At 48.5% G+C, this 25,662-nt stretch carries 28 protein-coding genes; 25 read left to right on the top strand and 3 right to left on the bottom strand.

Features of this window, described 5'->3' with window-relative positions; translation table 11 throughout:
- Positions 1-167: 167 nt before the first annotated feature.
- The 19 genes from MKY95_RS27015 to MKY95_RS26925 all read left to right on the top strand — a co-directional run bounded on the left by MKY95_RS27015 (position 168) and on the right by MKY95_RS26925 (position 15,935).
- Positions 168-500 (top strand): hypothetical protein, encoded by a 333-nt coding sequence (locus MKY95_RS27015; protein ID WP_017692504.1) that lies wholly within the window; start codon positions 168-170, stop codon positions 498-500.
- A gap of 297 nt (positions 501-797) precedes the next feature.
- The gene (locus MKY95_RS27010) at positions 798-1,637 is read left to right on the top strand and encodes a transporter substrate-binding domain-containing protein (protein WP_081745807.1); all 840 of its coding nucleotides are present in this window, start codon (positions 798-800) and stop codon (positions 1,635-1,637) included.
- Between the two features lie 23 nt (positions 1,638-1,660).
- Positions 1,661-2,416: an amino acid ABC transporter permease gene (locus MKY95_RS27005; protein ID WP_036605839.1), complete on the top strand. Its 756-nt coding sequence runs from the start codon at positions 1,661-1,663 to the stop codon at positions 2,414-2,416.
- A gap of 79 nt (positions 2,417-2,495) precedes the next feature.
- Entirely contained in the window at positions 2,496-3,206 is a 711-nt protein-coding gene (locus MKY95_RS27000) for an amino acid ABC transporter permease (protein ID WP_076319761.1), read from the top strand.
- The gene (locus MKY95_RS26995) at positions 3,203-3,955 is read left to right on the top strand and encodes an amino acid ABC transporter ATP-binding protein (RefSeq protein WP_076319760.1); all 753 of its coding nucleotides are present in this window, start codon (positions 3,203-3,205) and stop codon (positions 3,953-3,955) included. Before MKY95_RS27000 ends, MKY95_RS26995 begins: the two co-directional genes overlap by 4 nt.
- Positions 3,956-4,076: 121 nt before the next feature.
- Entirely contained in the window at positions 4,077-4,364 is a 288-nt protein-coding gene (locus MKY95_RS26990) for a hypothetical protein (protein ID WP_017692509.1), read from the top strand.
- A 23-nt stretch (positions 4,365-4,387) separates the two neighbouring features.
- Positions 4,388-4,729, top strand: coding sequence for a hypothetical protein (locus MKY95_RS26985; protein ID WP_017692510.1), 342 nt, complete (start codon positions 4,388-4,390; stop codon positions 4,727-4,729).
- Positions 4,726-5,025, top strand: a complete 300-nt coding sequence (locus MKY95_RS26980; protein WP_017692511.1) for a hypothetical protein — start codon at positions 4,726-4,728, stop codon at positions 5,023-5,025. Before MKY95_RS26985 ends, MKY95_RS26980 begins: the two co-directional genes overlap by 4 nt.
- A gap of 1 nt (position 5,026) precedes the next feature.
- On the top strand, positions 5,027-5,368 hold the full coding sequence (locus MKY95_RS26975; RefSeq protein ID WP_051446920.1) for a hypothetical protein: 342 nt from the start codon (positions 5,027-5,029) through the stop codon (positions 5,366-5,368).
- 442 nt (positions 5,369-5,810) lie between these two features.
- Entirely contained in the window at positions 5,811-6,905 is a 1,095-nt protein-coding gene (locus MKY95_RS26970) for a glycosyltransferase (protein ID WP_083669917.1), read from the top strand.
- A gap of 60 nt (positions 6,906-6,965) precedes the next feature.
- Entirely contained in the window at positions 6,966-8,105 is a 1,140-nt protein-coding gene (locus MKY95_RS26965) for a glycosyltransferase (RefSeq protein ID WP_076319759.1), read from the top strand.
- Between the two features lie 45 nt (positions 8,106-8,150).
- A complete protein-coding gene (locus tag MKY95_RS26960) occupies positions 8,151-9,797 on the top strand; it encodes a glycosyltransferase (RefSeq protein ID WP_339195270.1) in 1,647 nt (548 codons plus the stop codon).
- A gap of 14 nt (positions 9,798-9,811) precedes the next feature.
- Complete coding sequence (gene wecB / locus MKY95_RS26955; RefSeq protein WP_076329077.1) at positions 9,812-10,903, top strand: UDP-N-acetylglucosamine 2-epimerase (non-hydrolyzing); 1,092 nt, start codon at positions 9,812-9,814, stop codon at positions 10,901-10,903.
- The gene (locus tag MKY95_RS26950; RefSeq protein WP_017692517.1) at positions 10,896-11,882 is read left to right on the top strand and encodes a polysaccharide biosynthesis protein; all 987 of its coding nucleotides are present in this window, start codon (positions 10,896-10,898) and stop codon (positions 11,880-11,882) included. The genes wecB and MKY95_RS26950 overlap by 8 nt, the downstream gene beginning before the upstream one ends.
- Positions 11,879-12,706 (top strand): SDR family oxidoreductase, encoded by an 828-nt coding sequence (locus MKY95_RS26945; protein WP_036605842.1) that lies wholly within the window; start codon positions 11,879-11,881, stop codon positions 12,704-12,706. The genes MKY95_RS26950 and MKY95_RS26945 overlap by 4 nt, the downstream gene beginning before the upstream one ends.
- Complete coding sequence (locus tag MKY95_RS26940; protein WP_036605843.1) at positions 12,688-13,629, top strand: NAD-dependent epimerase/dehydratase family protein; 942 nt, start codon at positions 12,688-12,690, stop codon at positions 13,627-13,629. Before MKY95_RS26945 ends, MKY95_RS26940 begins: the two co-directional genes overlap by 19 nt.
- On the top strand, positions 13,626-14,342 hold the full coding sequence (locus MKY95_RS26935) for a glycosyltransferase (RefSeq protein WP_036605844.1): 717 nt from the start codon (positions 13,626-13,628) through the stop codon (positions 14,340-14,342). Before MKY95_RS26940 ends, MKY95_RS26935 begins: the two co-directional genes overlap by 4 nt.
- Positions 14,343-14,438: 96 nt before the next feature.
- The gene (locus tag MKY95_RS26930; protein ID WP_036605845.1) at positions 14,439-15,155 is read left to right on the top strand and encodes a glycosyltransferase; all 717 of its coding nucleotides are present in this window, start codon (positions 14,439-14,441) and stop codon (positions 15,153-15,155) included.
- Between the two features lie 249 nt (positions 15,156-15,404).
- Positions 15,405-15,935 carry a GNAT family N-acetyltransferase gene (locus MKY95_RS26925; protein WP_076319756.1) on the top strand — a complete coding sequence of 177 codons (531 nt, stop codon included), beginning with the start codon at positions 15,405-15,407 and terminating at the stop codon, positions 15,933-15,935.
- A gap of 144 nt (positions 15,936-16,079) precedes the next feature.
- On the opposite strand, the gene MKY95_RS26920 is transcribed toward MKY95_RS26925, so the two are convergent.
- Together MKY95_RS26920 and MKY95_RS26915 are read right to left on the bottom strand one after the other, a co-directional pair.
- On the bottom strand, positions 16,080-16,250 hold the full coding sequence (locus MKY95_RS26920) for a hypothetical protein (RefSeq protein WP_179086550.1): 171 nt from the start codon (positions 16,248-16,250) through the stop codon (positions 16,080-16,082).
- Complete coding sequence (locus tag MKY95_RS26915) at positions 16,247-17,485, bottom strand: glycosyltransferase family 4 protein (protein ID WP_076319755.1); 1,239 nt, start codon at positions 17,483-17,485, stop codon at positions 16,247-16,249. The genes MKY95_RS26920 and MKY95_RS26915 overlap by 4 nt, the downstream gene beginning before the upstream one ends.
- A 186-nt stretch (positions 17,486-17,671) precedes the next feature.
- Here MKY95_RS26915 and MKY95_RS26910 point away from each other — a divergent pair, with 186 nt between their 5' ends.
- Positions 17,672-18,031 (top strand): hypothetical protein, encoded by a 360-nt coding sequence (locus tag MKY95_RS26910; protein ID WP_076319754.1) that lies wholly within the window; start codon positions 17,672-17,674, stop codon positions 18,029-18,031.
- 219 nt (positions 18,032-18,250) lie between these two features.
- The gene (locus MKY95_RS26905; RefSeq protein ID WP_339195264.1) at positions 18,251-19,780 is read left to right on the top strand and encodes a DHA2 family efflux MFS transporter permease subunit; all 1,530 of its coding nucleotides are present in this window, start codon (positions 18,251-18,253) and stop codon (positions 19,778-19,780) included.
- Positions 19,781-19,845: 65 nt separating this feature from the next.
- Here MKY95_RS26905 and MKY95_RS26900 read toward each other — a convergent pair whose 3' ends face one another.
- Positions 19,846-20,928 (bottom strand): glycosyltransferase family 4 protein, encoded by a 1,083-nt coding sequence (locus MKY95_RS26900; RefSeq protein WP_307720256.1) that lies wholly within the window; start codon positions 20,926-20,928, stop codon positions 19,846-19,848.
- Between the two features lie 426 nt (positions 20,929-21,354).
- Here MKY95_RS26900 and MKY95_RS26895 point away from each other — a divergent pair, with 426 nt between their 5' ends.
- Genes MKY95_RS26895 through MKY95_RS26880 form a run of 4 tightly spaced genes read left to right on the top strand, consistent with a single transcriptional unit; the run spans position 21,355 to position 25,613 of the window.
- Positions 21,355-22,488 (top strand): ATP-binding cassette domain-containing protein, encoded by a 1,134-nt coding sequence (locus tag MKY95_RS26895; RefSeq protein ID WP_339200054.1) that lies wholly within the window; start codon positions 21,355-21,357, stop codon positions 22,486-22,488.
- Positions 22,485-23,201, top strand: a complete 717-nt coding sequence (locus MKY95_RS26890; protein WP_339195260.1) for an ABC transporter permease subunit — start codon at positions 22,485-22,487, stop codon at positions 23,199-23,201. The genes MKY95_RS26895 and MKY95_RS26890 overlap by 4 nt, the downstream gene beginning before the upstream one ends.
- Positions 23,202-23,205: 4 nt before the next feature.
- Positions 23,206-24,600 carry a GldG family protein gene (locus MKY95_RS26885; protein ID WP_282320351.1) on the top strand — a complete coding sequence of 465 codons (1,395 nt, stop codon included), beginning with the start codon at positions 23,206-23,208 and terminating at the stop codon, positions 24,598-24,600.
- Complete coding sequence (locus MKY95_RS26880; RefSeq protein WP_339195257.1) at positions 24,597-25,613, top strand: DUF4340 domain-containing protein; 1,017 nt, start codon at positions 24,597-24,599, stop codon at positions 25,611-25,613. Before MKY95_RS26885 ends, MKY95_RS26880 begins: the two co-directional genes overlap by 4 nt.
- Positions 25,614-25,662: the final 49 nt, after the last annotated feature.

The raw sequence follows: 25,662 nt of genomic DNA, 5'->3' as shown, positions 1-25,662 counted from the left end.
TCAATATCCTGCCAAATTGCTCTTAATGGAAATGTAAAGCTGTTTTAACATAAAAAAATAAAAATTTTCCCGAAATTTAATCGTTCAGTACTCGCTTTCAGTGGGCTTGTTCCTGTAAGATAGAAGTAATGGATTCCAGCCAAGTACTGAAATAAGGAGAGACGACGATGAACACTAAATCTGATTGCGGCGTTTCGTTGCAAATTGATGACTATCTGGATCTTTTGCATTTTGCCATCCAAATTCAGGATCAGGAATGGCAACAATCCCTTATCCGCCAACTCAAAATATTTCAGACGGCGACGGAGCAGCAACGCACACCTGAAGAGGAACTATGGACACGGTTTGATTACATCAACAGCAAACTGACAGGTCTGTGCCACCAGATTCATGCCGCTCATTCCATGGACGAACGCAAGAAGTTCGAGGAACGGATCGGTCTCTTACAATTACAGCGAGTGGAAGTTGCACGTAAAATTAAATGGGCGAGTCGCAGATAGATGAGTAGTGTACACACCAAGTGATGCACCGCCAAAATGGTATAATCAGTATGAGTCATACAAGAAGAAGCCATCCGCCAATCGATATGGGGGATGGCTTTTTCTTGTACTATAGAGAAGTCCTATAACCATATCAGGATGTCCTATTAGTTTAGTTATTGCCCTAAGATGACTTGTAATGATATTCTTTGTTCAACCTAATTCCGACTATACAAGTAAGAATGGTTTGTTAATAGGAAGAGGAATGGGAGTACACATCATATTTGCTGTGATAACAGCCTGTGGAGGAGATTGGGAATGGTTAAAAAACGGGGGATTCAAAAATTCCGGACAGCACTGCTGTTCATTACAATGCTGGCGGTACTGGCTGGATGCAGCACAGGAACTGCAAGCAATGATTCAGAATCTGCTTTGGCAGCAGGCGACACCAAAGTGAAAAAGATCATTGTAGGAACAGGTACACAGTTCCCAAATGTCTGCTTCATTGATGAGAATGGCAAGTTAACAGGTTATGATGTGGAACTGATCCGGGAGATCGACAAACGTTTGCCTGAGTACGAATTCGAATTCAGCACCATGGATTTCAAAAACCTGCTGCTGAGTCTGGAAACGAAAAAAATTGATCTGATCGCTCACCAGATGGAAGTGAATGATGAGAGACAGGCCAAGTTCCTGTTTAATGATGAAGCCTATAATATTTTTCCAAATAAAATTGTCGTAAGTCAGAAAAATGAGGAAGTAAAATCGATTGAGGATCTCAAAGGGAAAAAACTGATTGTTGGTGCTACGAGTAACGCGGCTGTACTTGCTGAGAAATGGAATGCAGCGAACGGCAACGGGATTGATATCGTTTATTCCGGAGCGGGTGAGGATACCATTACCCAGATCAAAACAGGCCGGGTGGATGCCACCATCAGCACGCAGTTTGCCATTGATTATCAGAATAAGGCGGTTGATGCTCAGTTGAAAACGGTAGGAGATGCCCTCTCCAACTCCAAAGTGTACTTCATTCTGAACAAGGATGAGCAGGAGCTCAAAACCAAAGTGGACGAAGCGCTCAAAGCGATCAAAGAAGATGGAACGTTAGGCAAACTGAGCACAGAGTGGCTTGGAGCTGACTATACGGTTGAAGAGTAGTCTGAGAAAGGTGTGCAGCGGTAATGGGAAAATCATTTGATCTGTCATTGGTTCTGGATTTCATCCCGGAACTGCTACGATATTTGCATATAACACTGATTGTACTGGGTGGTTCCATCGTGCTCGGACTGGTGGGCGGCGTACTTCTGGCCGTTCCCCGGCTGTATCGGATTCCGGTACTAAGCCAGTTGGCTACCCTGTACGTCTCATTCATGCGGGGCACACCGATCCTGATCAAATTGTTCCTGGTGTATTACGGACTTCCCGAGTTGCTCAAACCCATTGGCATCGACCTGTCGAGAACCGACCCGTTGTTATTTGTCATTGTGACCTATGCGCTTAGTGACGCGGCATCCTTTGCCGAGATCTTTCGCGGAGCGGTGCGCAGTGTGGATAAAGGTCAGACGGAAGCAGCCTATGCTGCCGGTATGACCACATTCCAGTCTTTTCGGCGGATTGTTGTTCCGCAGGCACTGATTGTTGCTTTTCCGAACATGGCTAACACGTTAATCGGTTCATTAAAGGATACGTCTTTGGCTTTCTCCATTGGTGTCATGGATATGGTGGGCAGAGGGCAGACGTTAATTTCGGCTACATCGCACGCACTTGAAGTGTATATCAGTCTGTCTGTAGTCTATTATGTCATTGTTATTGTGCTTGAAAAAGGATTTGCCTTTGCAGAACGCAGACTCCAGCGTCATGAACGCAAAAGAGTCGTACACAAACCGGCAATTCGAGCAAAACGCCTGAAAGAGGTTGTTCAAAAAGTCCGCTTTTGATTACGAATCATGCCTGGCGCATCGGTACTGAAAACCAGACTTTTTGAACTCTCACTGAAACGAATAGCGGGGTGAGCATATGTCGATTGATCTCCAGTTTATCTATACATCTTTTTTTCAAATCCTGAAGGCATTGCCACTGACACTTGTCATTACGATTGTTCCGTTGATTGCAGGGTTCGGAATCGGTCTGGCTACGGCTCTGATCCGTATCTATCGCGTGCGGTGGATTCACCGCATTGCTGAGTTCTACGTTTCATTCCTGCGTGGAACACCGATGTTGATGCATCTATTCCTCATCTATTACGGTATTCCGATGATTATCGATAAGCTGGCGGAACGTTACGGTTGGGCTTTCCAATCCTCGTCGATTCCAATTCTCGTATTTGTACTGATTGCTTTCTCGCTCACTGCGGGCGCTTATATGTCCGAGATTATCCGTTCAGGCATTCTTGCTGTGGATATCGGCCAGATGGAGGCGGCTCACGCTGTAGGCATGAGCACATTCCAGGCTTTAAGGCGCATCATCATCCCTCAAGCGATCGGGGCTGTATTGCCTAACCTGTGCAGTATGTTTGTTGGGTTCCTGCATGGATCAACACTCGCTTTTACCGTGTCTCAGATGGACATCCTCGGTAAAGCGGATGTGGTGGCATCCGTCAGTCTGAAGTTTCTGGAGGCCTTTATCGCCGCAGCGTTCATCTATTGGGGGCTGACCATCATTGCCGAGCGGATCACTGCTCTGCTTGAGCGTCGGGTTGCCGTGTACAGCAAAGGAGGCGTGTCATGATTACACTAACCAACATACACAAAACTTTTGGCAAGCAGGAAGTATTGAAGGGAATTGATCTGACCGTGGAACAGGGCGATGTCGTAGCGATCCTTGGACCGAGCGGATCAGGTAAAACAACGCTGCTGCGCTGTGTCAATTTTCTGGAACGTGCCGATGAGGGCGAGGTTCAGATCAGTGGATTAACCGTCGATTGCAAGCATGCACGCAAACATGACATTGTGCAGCTGAGACGAAAAACGGCGATGGTGTTCCAGCATTATAATCTGTTCAAACACAAGACGGTGCTGGATAACGTCACGGAAGGTTTAATTATTGCCCAGAAAATGTCCAAATCCGATGCCCGCACGCGTGCCTTGCGTGTGCTTGAACAAGTCGGACTGTCTGCCAAAATCAATGAGTATCCAAGTATGTTGTCAGGTGGACAACAGCAAAGGGTGGGCATCGCCAGAGCATTGGCACTGAATCCCGAAGTGATTTTGTTTGATGAACCGACCTCGGCGCTGGACCCCGAGCTTGTGGGAGAAGTGTTGTCTGTCATCCGCTCCATTGCTCAAGAGGGGATCACCATGATTGTAGTCACCCATGAAATGGGGTTTGCCCGTGAGGTGGCAAATCGGGTTGTTTTCATGGATGGAGGTTCCGTTGTGGAGGAAGGAACCCCGGAGGAGGTGTTTGTACGTCCCAAGCAGGAACGTACTCGCCAATTCCTCAGTCGATATTCTTCCGACTGGAGTTATGTCATCTGACGATATAGGCGCAAGCTGTAGTAACTGACGATCCCGGCCCGGCATATGCTGTAACAGGCAAATGCTGATAGGCCGGGTTTTTCTATGGGTGAAGCAGGCCGTGACGGTAAGGAGGAGGACCATGCAGAGCAAAATCGATGAAATCATCACACATATTGCACACTCTCACCAGCAGATCGCACGTGTGCTGGATGCCAAACGCCAAGTCGCTGTACGCATGTCTGAAATCATCAATCATTTGCCAGATATCGAACCGGAGTTGGATGGCGTTGACGGTCTGCTGGATAGCTCTGGGCAAATCAACAAAAGCATTATCTCTTACTTGGGGGGCCTTGCAGATCTGGAAGAGGCTGTAGCCGAAACGCTGACCCAAGTCATGCGGGAGATCGCGGTTCAAGAAGAAGAATAAGCCCGGAAGGCGGGTGAAGGAACATGAGTAGAGAACAGAGCCTCATTCTGATGCTGGACGCAGCAGCCAAAATGCAGTGGAATATTGCCCTGATCCTGGAGGCAAAAGCGATTGAGGCCGAGAAGGTACGGAACTGGACGCTGAATCATTTGAATGGGGATACCTTTCTGACGCATGGGGATCAGGTAGGCGAGCCGCTCAAAATGCATGATCAGCTGGTGGAATTGCTGGAAGGATTAACCCGGATGGAGACCGGACTGTGCAACAATCTCAAAGCGGTGATGGTGCAGAACGATAGCGAAGATGGCGGCGGTATGGACGGTGGCATGTTTGGCGGCATGGATCTGGGAGACATGGGAAAATGAGTCTGATGCGGCGTGAGCAGGAAGCCAAACTGGCGCTCATTGAATCCATTGCACACAGTCAGCAGGCGCTGGCACGCATTCTGGACAGTGTAGCCAGTGTAACCGCTCATTCGGAAGTATCCGCCCGCAGTCTGGCCGAAAACATTCGTTTGCTGAGTCGCTATCAGGCAGAAATGTCTCGTATGGTTACGGGAATCAGGCTGGCCCGAATACAGCATGGGGAGCCTGGCTTGCCGTGGCTCAAAGACCCCGGGTGTGCAATTCGTATCGTTCGGGACATACAGGAGGAATGTTGACATGTTAAAGAAGAAGAAAATACGACTGAGAACCAAAAGAGCTTTGTTAATCCGTGGAGCCCGTCTGCGAAAAATTCGCAAACTGCGTGCGCTCAGAGCCAAACGTGTTCTTCACAAACGTCCACTTAAAGGACGCAGTGCGTGGCTCAAAAAAAAGAAACGTGCGGTACGGCGGCACCGGAGTCCAAAGCCCGTACAACCAGTCGTCCCGGCTACCCCTACCGATCCGAACCCGGACGGTGCGTACAGCCAAGGATACAACGAGGCGTACAACGAGGGATTCAACGCGGGTTTCGCCAAGGGATTCGAGGACGGACATCAGCTGGCTTACAAAGCACAGTAACCGAGTAGACAGGATTATTCCTGCATGGAATGATACCTGTCCAACAATGCCAGTTCAAAAAGACCGGTTTTCAGTACCGAGAAGATGGGATGAAGCTAGAAATGGAGTAGCGGAGCGTAGGGAAGACTACGTGAGCAACGGACATTTCGGCTGAATTTCATATTCGATGCTGGTGATGCCTATAGGCATCCTTCGTAATCAAAAGCGGACTTTTTGAACATCCTCTAACAAATGATGTTAGCCCGGGGGGACAGATCCCTCCGGGTTATTTGCATCGCCGCAAAAGCGGACATGCCCGTACAGGCGGATGTGGAGGGCATACGCCAATTTTGCGCCTTGCAGGACACCCGTCCATGATGCATCTGACCCCGAGGCATATCCTTTAGAGGGAAGACCAATCTCGGGGAGAGTCTGGAAGTGAGATCTCCTGAAGGAAGACAGGGTGAATAATGTGGCAAAACGAAGGCACCGTCCGCTGACCGAAGCGGAAACGGCTTACCGCGGCGGATATGCAGAAGGCCGCAGATTTGGCGGCTGTCAAGCCATGATGGAGCGGGTGCAGATGTTTGAACCGACCCTGCGGGACATGAAGGTGTTATATATCCCGCAAGGATTCGATGCCATCGATGAAGGTGTCACCTTGGCTCTGCAGCAATCTGTACGTGAATGCGTTGTTGGATCGCCAGCAGCGATGTTGCAGGAAGCCAGTCACCATCGGCCCGATGTTGTGCTCGTTATGAATGGTCTGCATGTATTCCCCGCAGATCATGTAGAGCAGGTGAATGGCATACGTGCACTCGGTATCCGAACTGCCGTGTGGTTTGTGGATGATCCGTATTTCACCGAAGATACAACGTCCCTTTGCCAGCATTATGATGTCGTGTTCACGCATGAAGAGGCCGCCGTACCCTTCTATCTGGGACATGGAGCGAACCAGGTCATCTATATGCCACTCGCGGTGAATCCAGGCATGTTTCAACCGCGGCGCGCCGCACCGCAGCATCAGCACGACATTTGTTTTATCGGTACCGGATTCTGGAACCGGATTGCCTTGTTTGATGAGCTGGCCCCTTTTCTAGCGGACAAAAAGGTATTCATTGCGGGTAGCCAGTGGAATCGGTTGACACGCTATGATGTACTAGGTCGTTTCATCCACGAAGGATGGATTGCTCCTGGAGAGACAGTAGATTATTACAATGGCGCCAAGATTGTCATTAACATTCACCGGACTTGCGAGAATGGGGAAGACAATCGCAATACACATCATCTTAAAGGTCACTCGATTAATCCACGAACGTATGAGATCAGCGCCTGCGGCACAATGCAGATTACGGATGCACGTGCAGATTTACCCCGTTATTATAAGCCGGGATATGACATCGAGACGTTCACCAACGCAGCAGAACTTCAGCGCAAAATCCACTATTATCTGAAGCATGAAGAAGAACGACAGGCGATGGCGTGGCGTGGACTTCTCACCACGATGAACCAGCATACATTCACTCGCCGGATCGGTCAGTTGCTGGAACATTTGTAATCCCCGTCTGAAGTGCAGCACCAACATGAACACTATCCCAAAAAATAAAGGAGTGGCGGTATGTCTCTCAAACACCGTAAAACTAAAAAGATTCATGCACCCGTACTAAGCCTGGCTGATCAAGCACGCAAAAATGGGCAACATGCCGGATATGACGCAGGTAAGGAAGAAGGATATCTGCGCGGTCGCGCCAACTATATTGTGAATTGTGCACAGGAACCGTTGCCTTTCCGACAGCTTCACGTGCTGTATGTATCCTCGGGTAAAGGCTTCCCTTACTCCCCGTTGGATGAGGCCATTATGGCCACGCTACAGGGTATGGTAGCTCAAGTAACCCTCTCTGATCCGCGTCAACCGATTTCTGAAATTGCGCTGCAGACGCGTCCTGATCTTGTGCTTGTGCTGGATGGAATGGATATCCCCATCGAGCATATCGATGCGATTCGCCAAGCGGGCATTCAGACGGCGATCTGGCTCACGGATGACCCGTACTATACAGATATGACGCTGGATATTGTGACACATTTTGACCATGTCTTCACGTTGGAACTGAACTGTATCGATCTATATCGACAAATCGGCTGCGCGTCCGTTCACTACCTCCCTTTTGCCGCATTTACTAATCATTACTTTCCGATTACAACTCCTTCCCCGTTAAAACGGGATGTCAGCTTTATCGGCTCGGCCTACTGGAACCGGGTATACTTCTTCAATCCGATCATGCCTCAGTTGATGTCACACAATACGGTATTTAACGGAATCTGGTGGGACCGTCTGCCTGACTATACTGCCTATGGCGAGAAGATTGAGCTCGGGCGCTGGATGAGTCCGCCGGAGACCAATGATGTGTACAATGGCACCAAAATTGTCATCAACCTGCATCGATCCCACGAAGATGATTCCGTCAATAATAATCACCTCAAAATCGCGCCAGCTTCACCTAACCCGAGAACGTTTGAAATTGCCGCGTCCACGACGCTACAGCTGACCGACGCCCGGGATGACATTGCGCGTTTCTACAAACCGGGTGTGGAGATTGAGACATATTCCTCGCCGCAGGAGTTACTCGACAAAGTGGAATATTATCTTACTCATGAAAAGGAACGCCGTGAGATTGCACTTCGTGGACTTGAACGTACACTGAAAGACCACACGTATGGCAAAAGAATTAATGAAATGTTAACCATCATATTCCCTTAATTCTGGCCGGGAGGAGGTGTGCACAGTACCCTGTATCGGATAATCGTGTACAGGGTCCGTGCGGCCATGGCAACGAAACCAAAGATGATGTTATTTTCACATGTGTGCAATACTCGCAGCATTACAGGTGCCGAGAAGCTACTGCTTCATTTTATGAGAGAGATCGGCACGATATTTGAATGTGTGCTCGTAGCCCCTCAGGAGGGGAAGCTTGCGGGGCTTGCGCGGAGATTCGGCATTCAGGTCAAAATATGCACTCTGCCGATGCTTCACGGTGTGTACACACCTTACCTGGGCATTGCAGATGATGCGGAGCAGCTTCGTCATACACCAGCGTATCAGGAAGCAGTCTCCCTAATACGGGAGACTGCTCCCGATATGGTGTTAACGAACACCTGCGTTAATGTGATGCCGGCTGTAGCGGCAAAGTCCCTTCAGATTCCGGTCATCTGGAAGATTACCGAGATCATTCATACGAATGAACATACAAACGAGGCAATCCAGATGATTGGGCGTTACGCGGATTGGATTATCGGTATATCCGAGACAGCGGTAGCCCCATTCCACGAAGCCGGCATAGGTGACAAAGTGACCATTATCTCCCCAACTTGGGAACCCGCGCTACCAGCACCGGACCGCTGGGTTCATCTGCGCGAACGCAAGCGTAAGGAGCTCGGTTTCAAATCATCGCAGACCTGTATCGGTTATATTTCTTCATTTATATATGATGCCAAAGGGTTGAAACCTTTTGTAGATATGGCCTTGAGGATCTGTGAAACACATTCGCGCTGTCGCTTCTGGATCATCGGGGCAGCATCGGATAAAAAGTATTACGACGAGTGTGTATCACGGGTGAAAAAATCCGGGTATTCACGCCGGTTTACCTTCACCACATTTGAAGAGAACGTATCTCTGGCGTATACCGCGATGGATATCCTGGTCATCCCAAGCATGGTCAAAGAAGGGTTTGGCATGACCGCACTGGAGGGTCTCTATTTTGCCAAACCGGTCATCGCTTTTGCTCAGGGTGGACTGAAGGAATTAATGGAATCTGTAGGCAGTGATGCATTTCTGGCCCCGCCGGGTGATACCGAAGCGCTTGTCACCTTGGCAACAACCTTGCTGAATGATGCAGAGCTGGCCTCGAATACGGGGTGGCGTAATCGGACAGAAGCGGAAAGGCTCTACGGCGTTGAAACCTACCGAACGAAACTGCATACGATGGTGACACAGTGGTTATTGCGTTTTCCCGGATGGTTTGCTTATATCCAACCTCCGAATGGACCTGTGTATACCCATGGGGAGGGAGGACTACGCACTGTACTGGTTCTGGAGCCGACTACGGTTCGAGCACTATTATTCCCACTGACCGTCATACAGGCGTTGCCACATTCCTCATTACCTCCAATCGCATTGGGTCACGATGCTCCTGTTGCCTCAGGTACTGTCCCGGCTGCAAAGCCGATTCAACAGAGGGGCAAAACGCGGAAACGTCGTCGCAAGCCACTTGCACCTCATTCTCGCCGAGACCGTGAGGGGCTGAAACGTACTTCCGGAACTGGCAGACGTAAGGGGAGAACCCGTACAACCAAGGGACCGCGTCCACATATGGGGAAATCGGCTAGTCGCAGACGCAAATCTACCAAAGCGGGACGTAGCCGAGCAGGGCGCAAGGGTTCCAATACAAGATGAAGGCAGGGATTACGATGAAGATCATGACGGTGCTGGGTACGAGACCTGAGATCATACGGCTCAGCCTGATCATCTCCAAGCTGGACCAGTACGCGTCCAAACATATTCTGGTGCATACGGGACAGAACTTCACGGAAAGTCTCAGCGGTCTCTTTTTCAAGGAAATGGGCCTGCGCGCACCGGATTACGTTCTTCAGGATGAAGCGGCCACTCTGGGACGACAGCTATCCTCGATGTTTACGCAGATGGAAGATCTGATATTGCAGGAGAAACCCGATAAATTGCTGCTGCTCGGCGATACCAATAGCGCATTATGTGCAATATTGGCTGAGCGCATGGGTGTTCCTGTTATTCATATGGAAGCAGGCAATCGTTGCTTTGACCTGGATGTGCCTGAGGAGAAAAATCGTAAGGTTATTGATGCCATCTCCACCGTTAATATGCCTTACACGGAACAGAGCAAGAAACATTTGGTCAGCGAAGGGGTACCAAGCAGGCGCATCGTGCTAACGGGCAATCCCATCTATGAAGTCATGCAGCACTACGACGCGCAAGTAAGTTCCAGCAAAATACTGAAGAAGCTCAAGCTGAAGTCTGGGCAATACTTCCTGGTTACTGCCCATCGAGCTGAGAATGTGGATCATGCCCCTCATTTGCTGGAGATTATGAAAGGACTGAACCAGGTCGCAGAGGAACACGGGTTGCGTGTGATCTGCAGTATTCATCCGCGTACAGCGATCCGGATTGCGGAGCATCTGCATCTGGAGATGAACCCGCTGGTGGAGTTTCACGAGCCGTTTGGATTCTTCGACTTTGTAATGCTTGAACGTCATGCACGCTGTGCACTTACGGATAGCGGTACCGTGCAGGAGGAGTGTTGCATTATGGGCGTGCCGACCGTAACGATGCGTCGAACTACCGAGCGGCCGGAAACGGTCGATTGCGGCAGCAATGTAGTCTCCGGTCTGGATGCCGCGCGCATCGCTGATTGCGTGAAAGTCATGACAAAGATGTCTAGCGACTGGGATTGCCCGCAAGGTTACAAAGCCACAGATGTATCCAGTAAAGTGGTTAAATTTCTGCTTGGAGGGAAAATGCATGTTTGAAAATAAGCGTATACTCGTGACTGGCGGTACGGGATCATGGGGTTATGAACTTGTGGCTCAACTACTGCCCCAGCAGCCCAAAGAAATTATTGTATATTCCCGGAACGAGTCTAGCCAAGTGGCTATGAGTCGTGAATTTGAAGACCCGCGTCTTCATTTCCGGATTGGAGATATTCGTGACAAGGACGCCTTGACGGCGGCTTGCCAGCATGTGGACTATGTATTTCATCTGGCTGCGCTCAAGCATGTTCCGGTGTGTGAAGACCAACCGTACGAAGCACTCAAAACCAACGTGATTGGTACACAGAACGTAATTGAGGCTGCTATTGAGAACAAGGTGGAAAAAGTAATCTATATCTCGACTGACAAAGCTGCCAATCCGTCCAACTTCTATGGCATGACAAAAGCGATCGGCGAGAAATTAATTGTATATGCAAACTTGTTACACAGCGATACCAAGTTTGTTACGGTACGGGGCGGGAATGTACTGGGAACAAACGGAAGTGTGGTACATCTGTTCAAGAATCAGATCCGCCAGAAAGGGCAGGTCTCCATCACGGATATGAGTATGACTCGATTCTTTCTTACGCTGAAGGATGCAATTACCTTGCTGTTCAAAGCTTCGGTGGAAAGTGTCGGCGGAGAGATCTTTGTCATGACGATGCCTACCTGCAAAATCGTTGATCTCGCGGAAGTACTGATTGAGGATTCCGGTGTGGAGAATGTGAGCATTGTAGAACGGGGCATTCGTCCAGGGGAGAAAATCCATGAAATATTGATGAGTGAATTCGAGAGCATGACCACCGTTGTCTACGATGAGCAGTACCTGGTAATTCTTCCTACCCTGGGCATACCGGGCCTGCGTGAACATTATACCAATTGTCCTCCGGTCTCCTTTAACAGTTTCAGTTCTGAACACCAACTCATGACCAAAGAGGAGATTCGTGAAATTCTGAAACGCGGAGGATTCTTGTCATGAAACTGCTGATACTTGGTGGAAACGGAATGGCCGGCCATATTTTGGTCGACTATTTCCGCCGTCAAGGTGTACACAGCGTCTTCTACACATCTCGGGATGTAACAGACCCCAATGGTCTGCTCCTGGATGTGAACGACAGCTTCATGGTTGATCGATTGGTAGAAGCTGTGCACCCGGATGTGATTATTAATGCTGTAGGTGTGTTGAACAACTTCGCAGATGAGGACAAAATTACTGCATATCATATTAATGGTTTCCTGCCACATCGTCTGCGGCGGGTTGCAGATACGATTGGTGCACGCCTGATTCATATCAGCACGGACTGTGTGTTCAGTGGAGAACGGGGAGCATACCGGGAAGATGATGTTACGGATGGGACTTCAGCTTACGCTATCACCAAAGCACTTGGCGAAGTTCAGGATGAAGGTCATCTGACGATCCGTACGTCCATCATTGGACCCGAGATTCGCCAGGGCGGCATTGGTCTGATGCAATGGTTTATGTCCAGCACAGGTGAAGTTGGGGGGTATACCCGCGTATTTTGGAACGGTGTGACCACCCTTGAGCTGGCCAAATGGGTAGACCATTACCTGGCCTCATCGGTTAGTGGTCTGATCCACTTAGCTCATCCGGCACCTGTCAGCAAGCATGACCTGCTTGTATTGTTCAAGCAGACCTGGGATAAGCAGGATGTGACGATTGTGCGTGATGACAGTGTAGTGCAGGACCGTACGCTGGTGTCCACTCGCGAGGATGTGAAGACAGACCTGCCGGATTATTCTACAATGCTGAAGGAGTTGGCATTATGGATGGAGCAGAGCTGAGAGGCAAAAAAGTGCTGATTACAGGCGCTTCCGGTTTTACCGGGCGACATGCCGTATCTTATTTTCGGGAAGCGGGTGCAGTGGTTGCAGCGGTAGTCCGGAGGCCGGATGTGTATTCATTCGGTAAAGGTGCACAAGTCCATGTCTGTGATCTGAACGATAAACAGCAAGTACGTCATCTGATCGGCGAGGTGCAGCCCGACTATGTGCTGCATCTCGCTGGCAAAAATTCAGTGCCTGATTCGTGGTCTGATCCACTACTGGTCCTGGAGACCAATGTGATGGCCGTGCTGTATCTGCTGGATGCGCTTCGCAGTTGTCCGACAGCACGAACCGTTATTGTAGGATCGCGGTTAAAATATACGCCGGAACCTGGCCAGATTCCCCAGCCTCCGCATCCATACAGTCTCAGTAAAGCGCTGGAAGAGATGGTGTCCTTGTCGTGGATGTCGCTCTTCGGACAACAGATCATGCTGGCGGAGCCAGGCAATCTGATTGGTGCGGGTCCTTCCACAGGCATCTGTTCACTGCTTGCACGCCATGTTGTTGCCTGTGAGCAGGCGGGCAAAACCGAGGCATTCCGTCTGTCCGGACGGGACAATACCCGTGACTTTCTGGATGTGCGGGATGCCGTCAGAGCGTATGCGACCCTCCTGGTACACGGGTCCAGCGGTACAGTATACCCGGTGGTGTCTGGAGTTGAGCGCAGTCTTGGTGAAATTGCAGATCTGCTGTTATCCATGACAGAAGCGGAAGTTCCTGTTCGCTGGGATGGGGCATCTTCTGGTCCAGATGGTTCGGGGAAACAGGAGGAATTATCACTGCTGCGCAAGCTTGGCTGGCAGCCGATGATTCCATTTGCCACATCACTTCAGGATATCCTGAGTGATGTTCGTGTCCAGCAAGGGAGGACGACAAGTTGAATCCGAGAGTATCCATTGTCATTCCATTCTACAACTGCCCTTATGTGCCTCAGGCGATTCAGAGTGCGCTGAACCAGACGTATCCCGATGTGGAAATCGTTGTTGTGAATGACGGTTCAACCCGGCATGCAGAGTTGCTTCAACCCTATCTTCCTTATATTAATGTGCTTGGCAAAAGCAATGGCGGGACGGCTTCGGCACTTAATCATGGCATCCGCCATGCCTCTGGTGATTATGTAGCCTGGCTCAGTTCGGATGATTATCTGTATCCGGATAAAATTCGTTATCAGCTGGAGTTTATGCAACGCGAGAATGTGCTCGTCTCCCATACGAACTTTCATTATATCAACGAGCATTCGGCAGTTACCAGAATGCATGGTGGGCCTGAACCGATGTCGGATATGGATTTACTACGACGGTTTGTTAACGGCAATCCGGTGAATGGCTGCACGGTCATGATTCGCAAGGATCTCTTTAGCGGAGTGGGGCTGTTCGATGAACTTCTTCCCTACACCCATGATCTGGATCTCTGGATGCGTATTGTACTGAACGGTCATCGGTTCCCATACCTGAATGAACCGCTTACTGCCTATCGGTGGCATGGGGGAATGGGATCGGTACGTCATGCGGATGTCATCGGCAGAGAGGCATCCATGGTATGGTCCAGATATCGGGAACCGCTGTTGCAGCGAATAGCGACGCTTGGCGGGTAGCGTAGGGAGGGCAGTTAAGAAAGCCAAAAGATGGCTGATTAACGCCCTCTTTGCGCAGCATTTTACCTAAGACAGTAAGAGGAGGGGAAGGCCCGAATGGAGCCAAAAGTATCGATCGTCATTCCTTTTTACAATTGTGCTTATATCGAGCAGGCTGTTCACAGTGCCATTCACCAGACGTATCCGCATATCGAGGTCATCGTGGTGGATGATGGGTCAACCGAGCACGTGGAGCGGCTACAGCCATTCATGGATTCCATCCGCTATATTCGCAAAGAAAACGGTGGAACCGCGACAGCATTAAATGAGGGCATCAAGCAGGCAACAGGGGATTACTTTGTTTGGCTCAGCTCAGATGATGTGATGCTGCTGGATCGGGTGGAGAAGCAACTGAAGTTTATGCGCGAGGTTAAGGCTTCATTCTGCCATGGTGCCTACCATTATGTGAATGAGAAGAGTGAATGGTTGGATACGGTGCATCCGGAAGTGGGAAGTCGTCTGGAGATGTTGCAGGTACTGCTGGAAGGTTGTCCGATCAACGGCTGTACTGTCATGTTAGAGATGGAAGCATTCGAGCGGTTTGGACTGTTCGACACTGATTTTCGCTACACCCATGACTATGAGATGTGGATGAGGCTGTTTCCAATGTATGAGCTGTTCTACTACAATGAACCTCTGATGTGTTACCGATTGCATGAGTCAATGGGAACCAAACGTCACTTCAAGGCACTGGTTGCCGAGATGGAAAAAGTTCAAGAGAAGCATCGGCCTATTCTGTTTAACTTACTTCAGGTTGGCGGGTACTGGAAGTAGATGGATTTGGCAACGATGGCTGAATGGAATAGGTGTTAAATGGACAGGAGAGCACCCTTATGAAACACTTTTTAAGTGTTATAAGTGGAAGCTCTTTTTTTGCTTTATGGACAGATACGTGGACACAAAGGGTGATCGATTGCTGAAGTCTCTGTATAATGAAATGATTCATACACGGAAGGGACTGGACTATGCGCAGATATCAATATCTTAAACCCAACTATTAATAAACTAATGGAGGTAAGAGTATTGATTACAGAGTTATACACAGAACGGTTATATTTGCGAAAAATGAACGTATCGGATGCGGCCAGCTTGTTTAAAATTTGGTCTGATCCGGATGTAACTAGATTTATGAATATCACTCATTTTACGGATGAAAATCAAGCTATAGCCATGATTAATCTTCTGAATGATCTTGCTCAGGAAAACAAGGCCATTCGGTTCTCTATCCTTGTGCAAGAGTCCAACGAAATCATAGGTTCATGTGGTTATAATGCACTGGATTTTGACAATCTCAAAGCAGAAATTGGGTATGACATTGCCAGATCACACTGGGGGAAAGGATATGCTACGGAAGCGATCTCTTCTTTGTTAGTTCATGCATTCTCGACCATGAGGCTGAATCGAATGGAAGCAAAGGTTGACCCCGATAATGTGAATTCTATCAAGCTATTACAAAAGCTCAATTTCACATACGAAGGCACCCTCAGAGCATACGAGAGGGCAGGCGAAACGTTCAGTGATCTGAATATGTATTCCAAGTTGGCGACAGATTAGAGAGATCTGGAATAGCGTGTTCTCGGTCCGTTAGAAAACATTTGAAACGAGAAGGGGGTGTCCTCAGTCATTCATATGACAGATGGGACACCCCTTGTTTGATATTTCGGCATGTTATATAAAGACGGCATATCATTGGACAACTCAATCTTTTGAATTCATGATCACCATGGATGCAGGATCGGGAAATACATATCCTTTAGGCAGCTTCTTCATCAATTCATTCATTACAGCGTAATCCACGTTGATGTGAGGTGTGGAAACTGGAGTCGAAAACCAGCGATTGTATAGATCACTTGGTACAAGTAACGTCATATTGTATGTCCTCCTCTGTAGATGGCCTCTTGGTAGACTTGAAATGTACGCAATCCCATCACTTCCAGTGAACGATGTTGTTCAGCCCAGGCTTTCGCCGCCGCACCCACTGTTCTCCGGGTAACATCATCCTCAAGTAGTGCATCCAACAGTTCACGGAGCGAGTCGACATCCTGCGGAGGAACAACCCATCCTGTGCGTCCAGGGTCAACCATCTCAGGCATGCCGGCTGTACCACTGACGATAACAGGTACACCCGCCAGTTGTGCTTCGGTAACGGAGAACGGCTGGGTGTCCTGCAGGCTGGGCTGAACATAGATGTCTGCATGGCGCAGGAAGGAAGGAATATTGTCCAGCTTGCCCCAGAACACAACATCGGCTCCAATACCCGTTGACGCGGCCTGTGACCGCAATTCATCGGTTAGATTGCCTTCTCCTGCGATCCAGCAGACCCAATCGGAACGTTTATTTTTCAGACTGGCTAAGGCCTTGATTAACACATGAACGCCCTTGATGTATTCAAGTCGTCCGGTAAAGGCAATGACTTTCTTGCCCGCAGGTGGTCGCTGGCGGAACTTCACAGCTGCTGAGGCACGGTAGGCTGGGAGATCTACAGCATAGGGAATCTGTCTGAACTTTGATTCAGGAACGGCAAGCTCTGTAAGCGTACTCTTGATCCAGTGGCTTGACACGAGAATGAGCTCGGACTGTGCTGCACTTCGCTCTTCCAATGAGAGAAAATAACGTCCACGCTTGGATTGCAAATATGAAGGGAGAGTAAGCTGTGGGTTGGAATTTTGAGCATCGTAAAAGGCTTCGCGTGCAAGAGCGCCATGATAGCTTGTAACCAGTGGGATATTGCGGTTTAAGATGCGTTTTATGGCTACGGCAGCTACCGGATCTTGCGCATGAATAACATCATAGTGGTCCACCCCCAGATAAGCGGCCGCCATCTCGAAGGCATATCTATTCAGTTCATAATAAGCGAGAAGAGGATCGGCAGTGAATTGTGGCAGATCAGTCGGATTGAGTTTGGCTTGCAGCATGGGCCACACCTTATCCTTGGAGAAAGCGCGGTTCAGATTACGAACATATACTTCGTTATTGGCACCATTTGTGCCCATGATATCAACCTCTACACCAAGTGCGATTAACCTGTCGGCCAGTTGTTTAACATATGTCCATATGCCTCCCATATGTGTAAGCTCCCAATACGTAACGAGCAGAACTTTCATAGCTACCTCCTTGTCACGGCCTGCACCGGCCGAGCTTCTATCCTTTTATTCTATGAAAAAAGAGGACCGGAAGGTCGGGCATTTCCGTGTAATTGGTCGAAAATGGGTGAATGCAAATGGCAATGGACGAGAGGAAGCATATCCTATGTACAGGAAGGTTCATGTGCTCCGAAGGAGGGATCTACAGTGGCGGTATATTTACTTGAGATTCATGAGAATCTGTTACAGACATTTGTTCCCATCAAGTACATGGATGTGGAGTTGGCCTATGTGGGCGGCGAGGAAGGGACGGATGTATTTGTTGGTGGAGCCAGTATGCACGGAGAACTGTACCGACACCTTTTTCACCTAACGTCAAATTCGGGGGGAGCGGGCGGTAATCAGGTCATTCATAATCTGGATGTGTCATCCGAGCCTTATGAGCTGAGGATCATCAGCAACAGCTCTTCTCCGAATCATCTGGTTATTCGAATGTATTTCCGGAGTATTCACGGTCAGACATTGGGCATACTGTCAGAATATCAGATGATGAAGCTTGCAGATTGATATGGACATCATTGCATAATCATGATTAACCAACGTGTGGAGCAGGGAAGGTGCCTGTTCCATTTTTTTTGTGGTGCATCCATAGTAGAATTGTCTGAAAAAATAGCTTGACAGCAAAGGTATTTTCATTAGAATTAGATCAGTATTAAACGAAAGTTTAAAACGACGATTTAAAACGATAGTTTGAAATTAGTCGTCAATATAGGCTGAGTGAGACGCATGAATAAGGCTGCGATCTACTGGCTGGAAAAGAGTGTGGAGAACGTGAAAGAACAAACAGCAGTACCCCAGGAGCCGGCAGAGTTTTCGCTTAAAGCCATTATACTGCCACTCCTGGCAATTATCGTCGGAATGATTATGGTTATTCTGGATAGCACGGTGGTGAACGTGGCCATTCCAAATCTGGTTCAATATTTTGAGACGGATCTTAAAACGATCCAATGGACGGTTACGGGTTACACCTTGGCTTTGTCTGCAGTTATTCCACTGGCAGGCTGGTTAACGGACCGTTTTGGTGCCAAAAGAGTATTCCTGTTCACCATTGCTATGTTTACCTTGGGTTCAGTGTTATGCTCGATCGCTCAATCACCTGAGCAATTAATCATTTACCGTATCATTCAGGGTCTCGGTGGAGGCATGGTTGCTCCTATTGGTATGGCGATGGTCTTTCGTCTGGCTCCGCCTGAGCGAAGAGGTTCCATCATGGGGATGCTGGGAATTCCCATGCTGCTTGCCCCTGCGTTAGGTCCGGTGTTGTCCGGGTGGTTTATTGAATCACTGAGCTGGCACTGGATCTTCCTGATTAACTTGCCCATTGGTATTGCAGCTTTCATTCTATGTATCAAGTTTTTGCCGGATACAGATCGTGGACGCACACCTGCACTGGATCTGCTCGGCATGATTCTGGCGCCAATTGCGTTCTCGATGCTGGCTTACGGTGTGAGTGAGGGTGGAACGAGCTGGACGTCTGCAACAACTTTGACGGGTGTCATTGTGGGTGGTGTAGCGCTCATTTTGTTCATTATTGTGGAGCTTCGTCATCAAAATCCATTGCTCGAACTCCGGGTATTCAAATCTTCTGATTTCTCACGGGGAATTATTCTTGCATGGGTGTCACAAGTGGCGCTGTTCGGTGCGATGATCCTGATCCCGCTTTATCTGCAGCAGATCAAAGGGTACACTGCACTGGAAACAGGATTGATTCTGCTGCCACAGGCGTTGGCTTCCGGAGTGGGTATGCCGCTCGGTGGTCGGTTGTTTGATAAAATCGGTGCTAGACCTCTGGCCTTCGTGGGTCTGGGTATTATTTCGGGAGCATTGTTTATTCTGTCCTCCATTACGGCAGAGACAGGTCTTGGCCTGATTATAACGGCTCTGGTCATGATGGGTCTGGGTATGGGCTTGTCCATGATGCCACTCAATACGCATGTATTAAATGCTGCACCGCGCAAGTTGGTTGGACGGGTTACACCGCTCACGGCTGCTGCACAGCAAGTAGTCGTGTCCTTTGCGGTTGCAGGGCTTACAGGCTTCCTGACTTCAAGAATCGCAGACAATACAACGAGTACAGAGCCGACCGCTATCGTGCATGGTTTGGTGGCTGGTTTCAATGATACGTTCTTCCTGGCCGCTTGTATTGCATTGTTCGGATGTTTGCTCAGTCTGATTCTGCGGAAACCAAAACCGATGCCGGAAGAAGAACTTCAAAATGGCGACAAGCCTGATCCCGCGATGATGATGGGACACTAAGACTCTATAAAAACCATACTAAGGCAGTTCAGAGAAATTTTGCTGAACTGCCTTTTTTGCTATGCTCAATGGAAAATTCGTAGTGCTGTCATCATTTCACGGAAAGAAATGGCATATCGATCTGGTGAAAAAGACAAGCTCATATGCTGTCTGCCCTGAATGCGAATATACTCACGCAGTTTCTTGTTATTCATAAGGTCCCTTGCTTCGGCTACAGCTGCCTCTACATTTCCAATTGGATAAAACTTACCAGTCTTATTATGTGTGATAAATGAACGCACACCATCCGAATCCGTGCTGAGCACCGGGCAGCCACAAGAGATGGCTTCAGCGACGGCATAACCGAATCCTTCAAGCAGGGAAGTGGATAACATGATGCCCCCTGAAGCGGCAATCATGGAATAATATGCAGGCATCTGAGAATGAGGAACATTGATAAAGATGCCAATCCGATCCTCAAGCCCGTATTCTGCCAGCATGTGCCGGAACATGACTTCATCTTCTGGATTAGCCAAAGTTGGATCGTGGAATAACCATAGTCTGGCTTCCGGATTTTTTTTGACGATTTCACTCGATATGATTAGATATTCACGCCAGTTTTTGTTGTGTTCAAGTCGTCCTACCCAAGCCAGCACCGGATAGGGTGGGGTATCCACCAAGATTGGTGCGAAGGTGTCCGTATCCAGCATGTTGGGAATAACAAACCGATGAAGCCAGGGACAGATATGAATGAACATATCCAGCAGGTGGTCTGTGGGAGGTATAACGGCAGCATCACAATGAGCTTGGAGGTATGGGACACCCATCTGTATCGTTTCCAGAGCTTGATCGCGTGCTCCGAGTCCCTGCGCTTCAAAAATAATTCGTCCCGTATAACCAAGTCCTCTCAAGCGGCCGGGCATAGCGATGTCTGAAGTGGCAATGATGGCATCATAATGATGAGTATGAATGATATGATGGATATCCTCGTCACTGGACGCGGTGAAAATGGGTGTATCACTGTTGTTCTGCAATCCCGAGCCTGTGCTGAGATACAATAGGTGCGCTTCAATGCCATGGCGTTTCAGAACAGCGGTGCGCAGTCGATTTAACGTATCCACGCCACCGCTCGGAACATAAAACGTGAATAATACTTTCACACGATTCACCCTCTGACTTTTGGTCAGGAGCACATTCTCCTGTACTCTATGTTACGTTGGCTTTAAGCGCAGGGTGTGGGTGTTGGTCAGAATGTTCACATTTTGGACAAATATTTTTAAGCTGTCTTTTAAGTGTCATTAAGCTGAGGCTAGGATAGCTCACGTAATATACAAGGAACTTCCCGTGCCCATCATCTATTACATAAGTTCAACGTAACATTTACACGATAACGGAGAGGGCAGAAATAACTTGAAGAAGCGAAGCGGTCACCTTTATCAGCGGATTTTTCCTTCTGAATGAAGGAATCAAAAAAATCTGGGGATAACAGTGATCGGAAGGTTATTCTGCCATCGGAGTGCAAGTGTAAATATTTCAGTTGAATTTATATAACGAACGATGCTGCACGGGTATTTTAACGGGAAAGGATGAATGATGTGCTCGAAGTGAAACAGGTCAGCAAAGTTTACGAAGGGCAACGCGGCGTGCATCAACTGGATTTCACCATGGAACGTGGTGAGATTGTTGGCTTTCTCGGGCCCAATGGTGCCGGAAAAACAACAACGATGCGTATGATTACGGGCTATCTGCATCCAACCGCGGGTACCATTATGGTGGATGGGGTATCGGTGCATGAACAGGGTCAGCGTGTTCGTTCCAAGATTGGGTATCTGCCTGAAACTCCGCCACTGTATCCGGATATGACGGTGCAGTCCTATCTTAAATTCGTAGCCAATTTGCGAGATGTCCCGGCACGTGAGGTTAAGCTGCGGGTCAGTGAGATGGTTAGCAGACTGGGACTTCAGGGTCGGGAAAGGCAAATGGTACGTGGGTTATCCAAAGGATATAAGCAACGCCTCGGGCTGGCAGGAGCCATTATTCACAAGCCGGATCTACTGGTCCTGGATGAGCCAACATCGGGCCTTGATCCAAACCAGATTATCGAGATCCGGGATTTAATCCGAGAATTGGGCGAGAACCATACGGTGCTGCTCAGTACGCATATTTTGCCTGAAGTGAGCACGCTCTGTAATCGAATGTTGATCATCAATCAGGGACAGCTCGTGCTGGATGGTTCACCTCAGCATTTCGGATCAGCAATGGGGGATCAGTTCAAGGTATCGATTGAAGTGAAGGCCACTGCGGAGCAATTACATAATGTGCTGACACCATGGGAGAAGGTGCGGAGTGAAGTCATTCAAGCATCGGATGTGAATACCAGCAAAGATACTTCACTTACTTCAGATTCAGCGGATACGGTTAAAATGCTGCTTACTGGAGAAAACTCGGAAGATTTCCGGGAGGAGCTGTTCTACCTTTTGTCAGGTGCAGGATTACCGATACTGGAGATGAAGAAGGAGAACCTGAGCCTGGAGCAAATCTTCCTGAAGCTGACGACAACCGAGGCAACAGACACAGACGCAAATTCGGCAGATGTGGATAAGGTTGTTGGGGCAGAGATGGATCTGGACGTAACTTCGGACATCGACTCGTCGAGTATATCGGGAACATCAGTTGGTACATCAGCCGATGCTTCGCCCCAAGCTCGCAAAGGGGAGGACTCCAAATGAGACGAATGATGGCGGTATGCAATAAAGAGCTGCAAGCTTATTTTCTGTCACCAACGTCCTATTTTGCTTTTGCCGTATATGTACTGATGACCAGTCTGCTGTTCTATTCAAGCTTTGTATATTACCAGCCGAGTATTGTCGATTATCGTCTCGTGTTAGGCGATACGTTGTCCATGCTGCTGTTTGTCGTGCCGTTGTTAACGATGCGACTGGTTGCAGAGGAATTTAGACAAGGAACGGATGAATTGTTGCTGACTTCTCCGGCACGAGTAACAGAAATTATTTTTGGCAAATATCTTGCTTCTCTGGCCATTCTGGTCGTGCTCATCCTGTGCAGTCTCGTGTACCCTTTCATCATGTCGTTCTATGGGACATTGGATATGACGACGGTATGGATGTCTGCGCTGGGGTTATTTTTCCTGGGCGGAAGCATGATGGCGATTGGACTGTTCGCTTCTACATTATCCCAGCATCAGATGGTGTCTGCGGTGGCGGGTTTTATTATTTTGCTCGTTTTGTGGATGCTTGATTCATTCGCAGGCAATACAGGTTCTGTTTTACAGCAGTGGCTGGACCAGTTTGCTCTGACCAACCGGTTCGACAGTTTCATGAAAGGTGTGCTTAGTGGGCCGGATATCTTGTATTATGTCACCCTTTCGGGTGTGTTTCTGCTGTTAAGCATTCAAATTGTGGAACGGAAGCGGTGGAGGTGAGAAGATGAAAAAATGGTTAAGTCATACCAACAGTACCGTGCTGTCCGTAGCGGTGATTGGCATCTTTATTTTGCTAACACTGTTCCTGAATTCACTTGGCGGCTTCCAGCTGGATCTGACCTCGAACAAACAATACACGTTATCTGACCAGTCTCTTACTGCGATCAAAAATGTGAAGGATGACGTCAACATTCTGGTGTTAACGGTCGAAAATGCCAACAACACCGTCTTGAACCGTGAGGTCACGGATATGGTTGAGGAATACACGAAACGCAATAGCAAGTTGAAGCTAAAACAGTATAATCTGACGCAGGAACCTGCGCTTGCATCCAAATACGGCATAACAGGCAGCTCCATTGTGCTGGAGCAGGGAGATCAACACAAAGTGATTGATATCGCCAGTTTGTTCACCGCGACAGGGGACGGAAGTGACGGATCATATCAATTCACAGGTGAGGAAAAACTTACGCAGGCGCTCATGAATATGTCATCCACGGAGATGCACAAAATGGTCTTTTTGACTGGACATGAAGAGTTAAGTCTCGCTCAGATGACTACGTTGCAATCCTCCTTGGAACAAAATAATGTGCAGACGGAAGAGTTACAGCTGAATCAAGCTGGTAAGGTTCCCGAAGATGCAGATGTGCTGGCCATTATTGGCCCACAACGTGATCTCAGTGATACGGAAATGAAAGCCATTCGCACGTATCTGAGTAATGGAGGCAAGCTATTATTATCCCTCGGATTTGTGGAAGATATGAAATCCAGTTGGAAAAACATCGATGCCCTCATGGCTGACTATGGCGTCGTTGATGAGCATGCGGTCATGGTGGATAATCAGCAAGCCAGTACGATGGGACCACTCTGGGTGGTGCCGGAGTATGGTACACATGCAATTACGGACAAACTTGCTGCAAGCCAATTGTATCCGATGTTGTCGTTGTCGATTGCGTTGACCAGCAAAGAACAGGATAAATATACGCTTTCACCTTTAATGCATTCTTCGAATGACAGTTATGGGGAGACGAATATCGGCGGTTTATTGCAGAATGAAACAACCAATGATGCCGAAGAGGACATTCAGGGACCCGTTGAATTAGGATATGCAGCCGATACGACGGATGGTAAACCGAAGGCAGTTATTCTGGGTTCGTCCATTTTCATGCAGGATTCGGAAATTGCGAATGGTGGCAATCGGGACTTTATTTTGAATACGGTAAACTATTTGAGTGAGAAAGAAAATGGATTGACGATTCGTCCAAGGGTACAAGCTGGGTATGAGATGGCATACCTGAATGGCGAACAAGCCAGAACGATTTTCTTCGTGGCTATTGTAGCATTCCCACTCATCTTTGTTATTATTGGTGTACTCTTATGGTGGAGGCGCAGACGAGTATGAGAAAATGGGTTCCAACGATTCTGGTGGTCATCGTACTAATTGTGGGCTGGGTGTACGCGGCCAGTCAAAATTATTTTCGGGAAGAAGAAGCGATGCAAGCCAAGTTGCTTGGTATTCAATCCGGGGATATCCAATCCATCACGATACATGACACAACGGAGGAGACATCCGGTACAGCAGCAACTTCGACCCTGACGCTTGATAATGGCGTATGGCAGATGGTTGAGCCAAAAGCCTATCCTCTGAACGGTTACAGTGTAAGCAGCTGGCTGGATGCTCTGAGTGGTGCAAATCAGGAACTGGTGGTGGAAGAAGCGCCGACGGATCTGGATAAGTACGGATTAGGAACAGATGCTACACGTATGGATATCAAACTCAAAGATAATCGGGAGATCAAACTGGCTATTGGCGGCCAGCTTCCAGCAGATGATGCACGTTATGTGCGTGTTGATTCGGGCCCTGTGGTTGCCGTGCAGACAGAGGCGATTACCAGCATAGCTTTGTCTCGTCGTGACTTATTAGACACTACACCTTTTAACATGGATGAGACTAATGTTGAGTCTCTAGAGTGGGAAGGTGAAGCAGCTACCTGGATGTTAACATCGGCATCGGAGAACGATGCGGCAGAGCAGACTTGGACACTTAATGGAAAAACGATTGAAGCCACAGATGCCATATCTCTTATCGGCAAAATCAAAAACTTGTCGACAGCAGATGATGTGCGCAAAGCGTCCGAGCTGAAGAATTCGGTTCCCCGATTCACCCTGTCTGTTGAACAGACGGTCAATGGGCAACAAGTTCGAGATGTATATCGGGGAATTACGGTGCCATCCGAATCGGATCAGATCTGGGTCATTACACCGGATGGTCAATGGGCATATGGCATGGATGCGACAAGTCTAACGGAAGCCGAGAAATTCCCGGATACAATTAAAGCATCCACAACTTCTTCAGAAGAGTCATCGAGTTCTCCAAAGGACGAAACGACTTCCTCATCAACAGACGGGAAATGAGCGGGGCGGAGGATAAGTGATATTATTGTGTTGAAATGCAAATATGATT

The sequence above is a fragment of the Paenibacillus sp. FSL P4-0176 genome (assembly GCF_037975265.1).
Lineage (GTDB): Bacteria > Bacillota > Bacilli > Paenibacillales > Paenibacillaceae > Paenibacillus > Paenibacillus amylolyticus.
The sequence above is the reverse complement of the archived record's forward strand: the minus strand, read 5'-3'. Positions and strand labels throughout refer to the sequence as shown.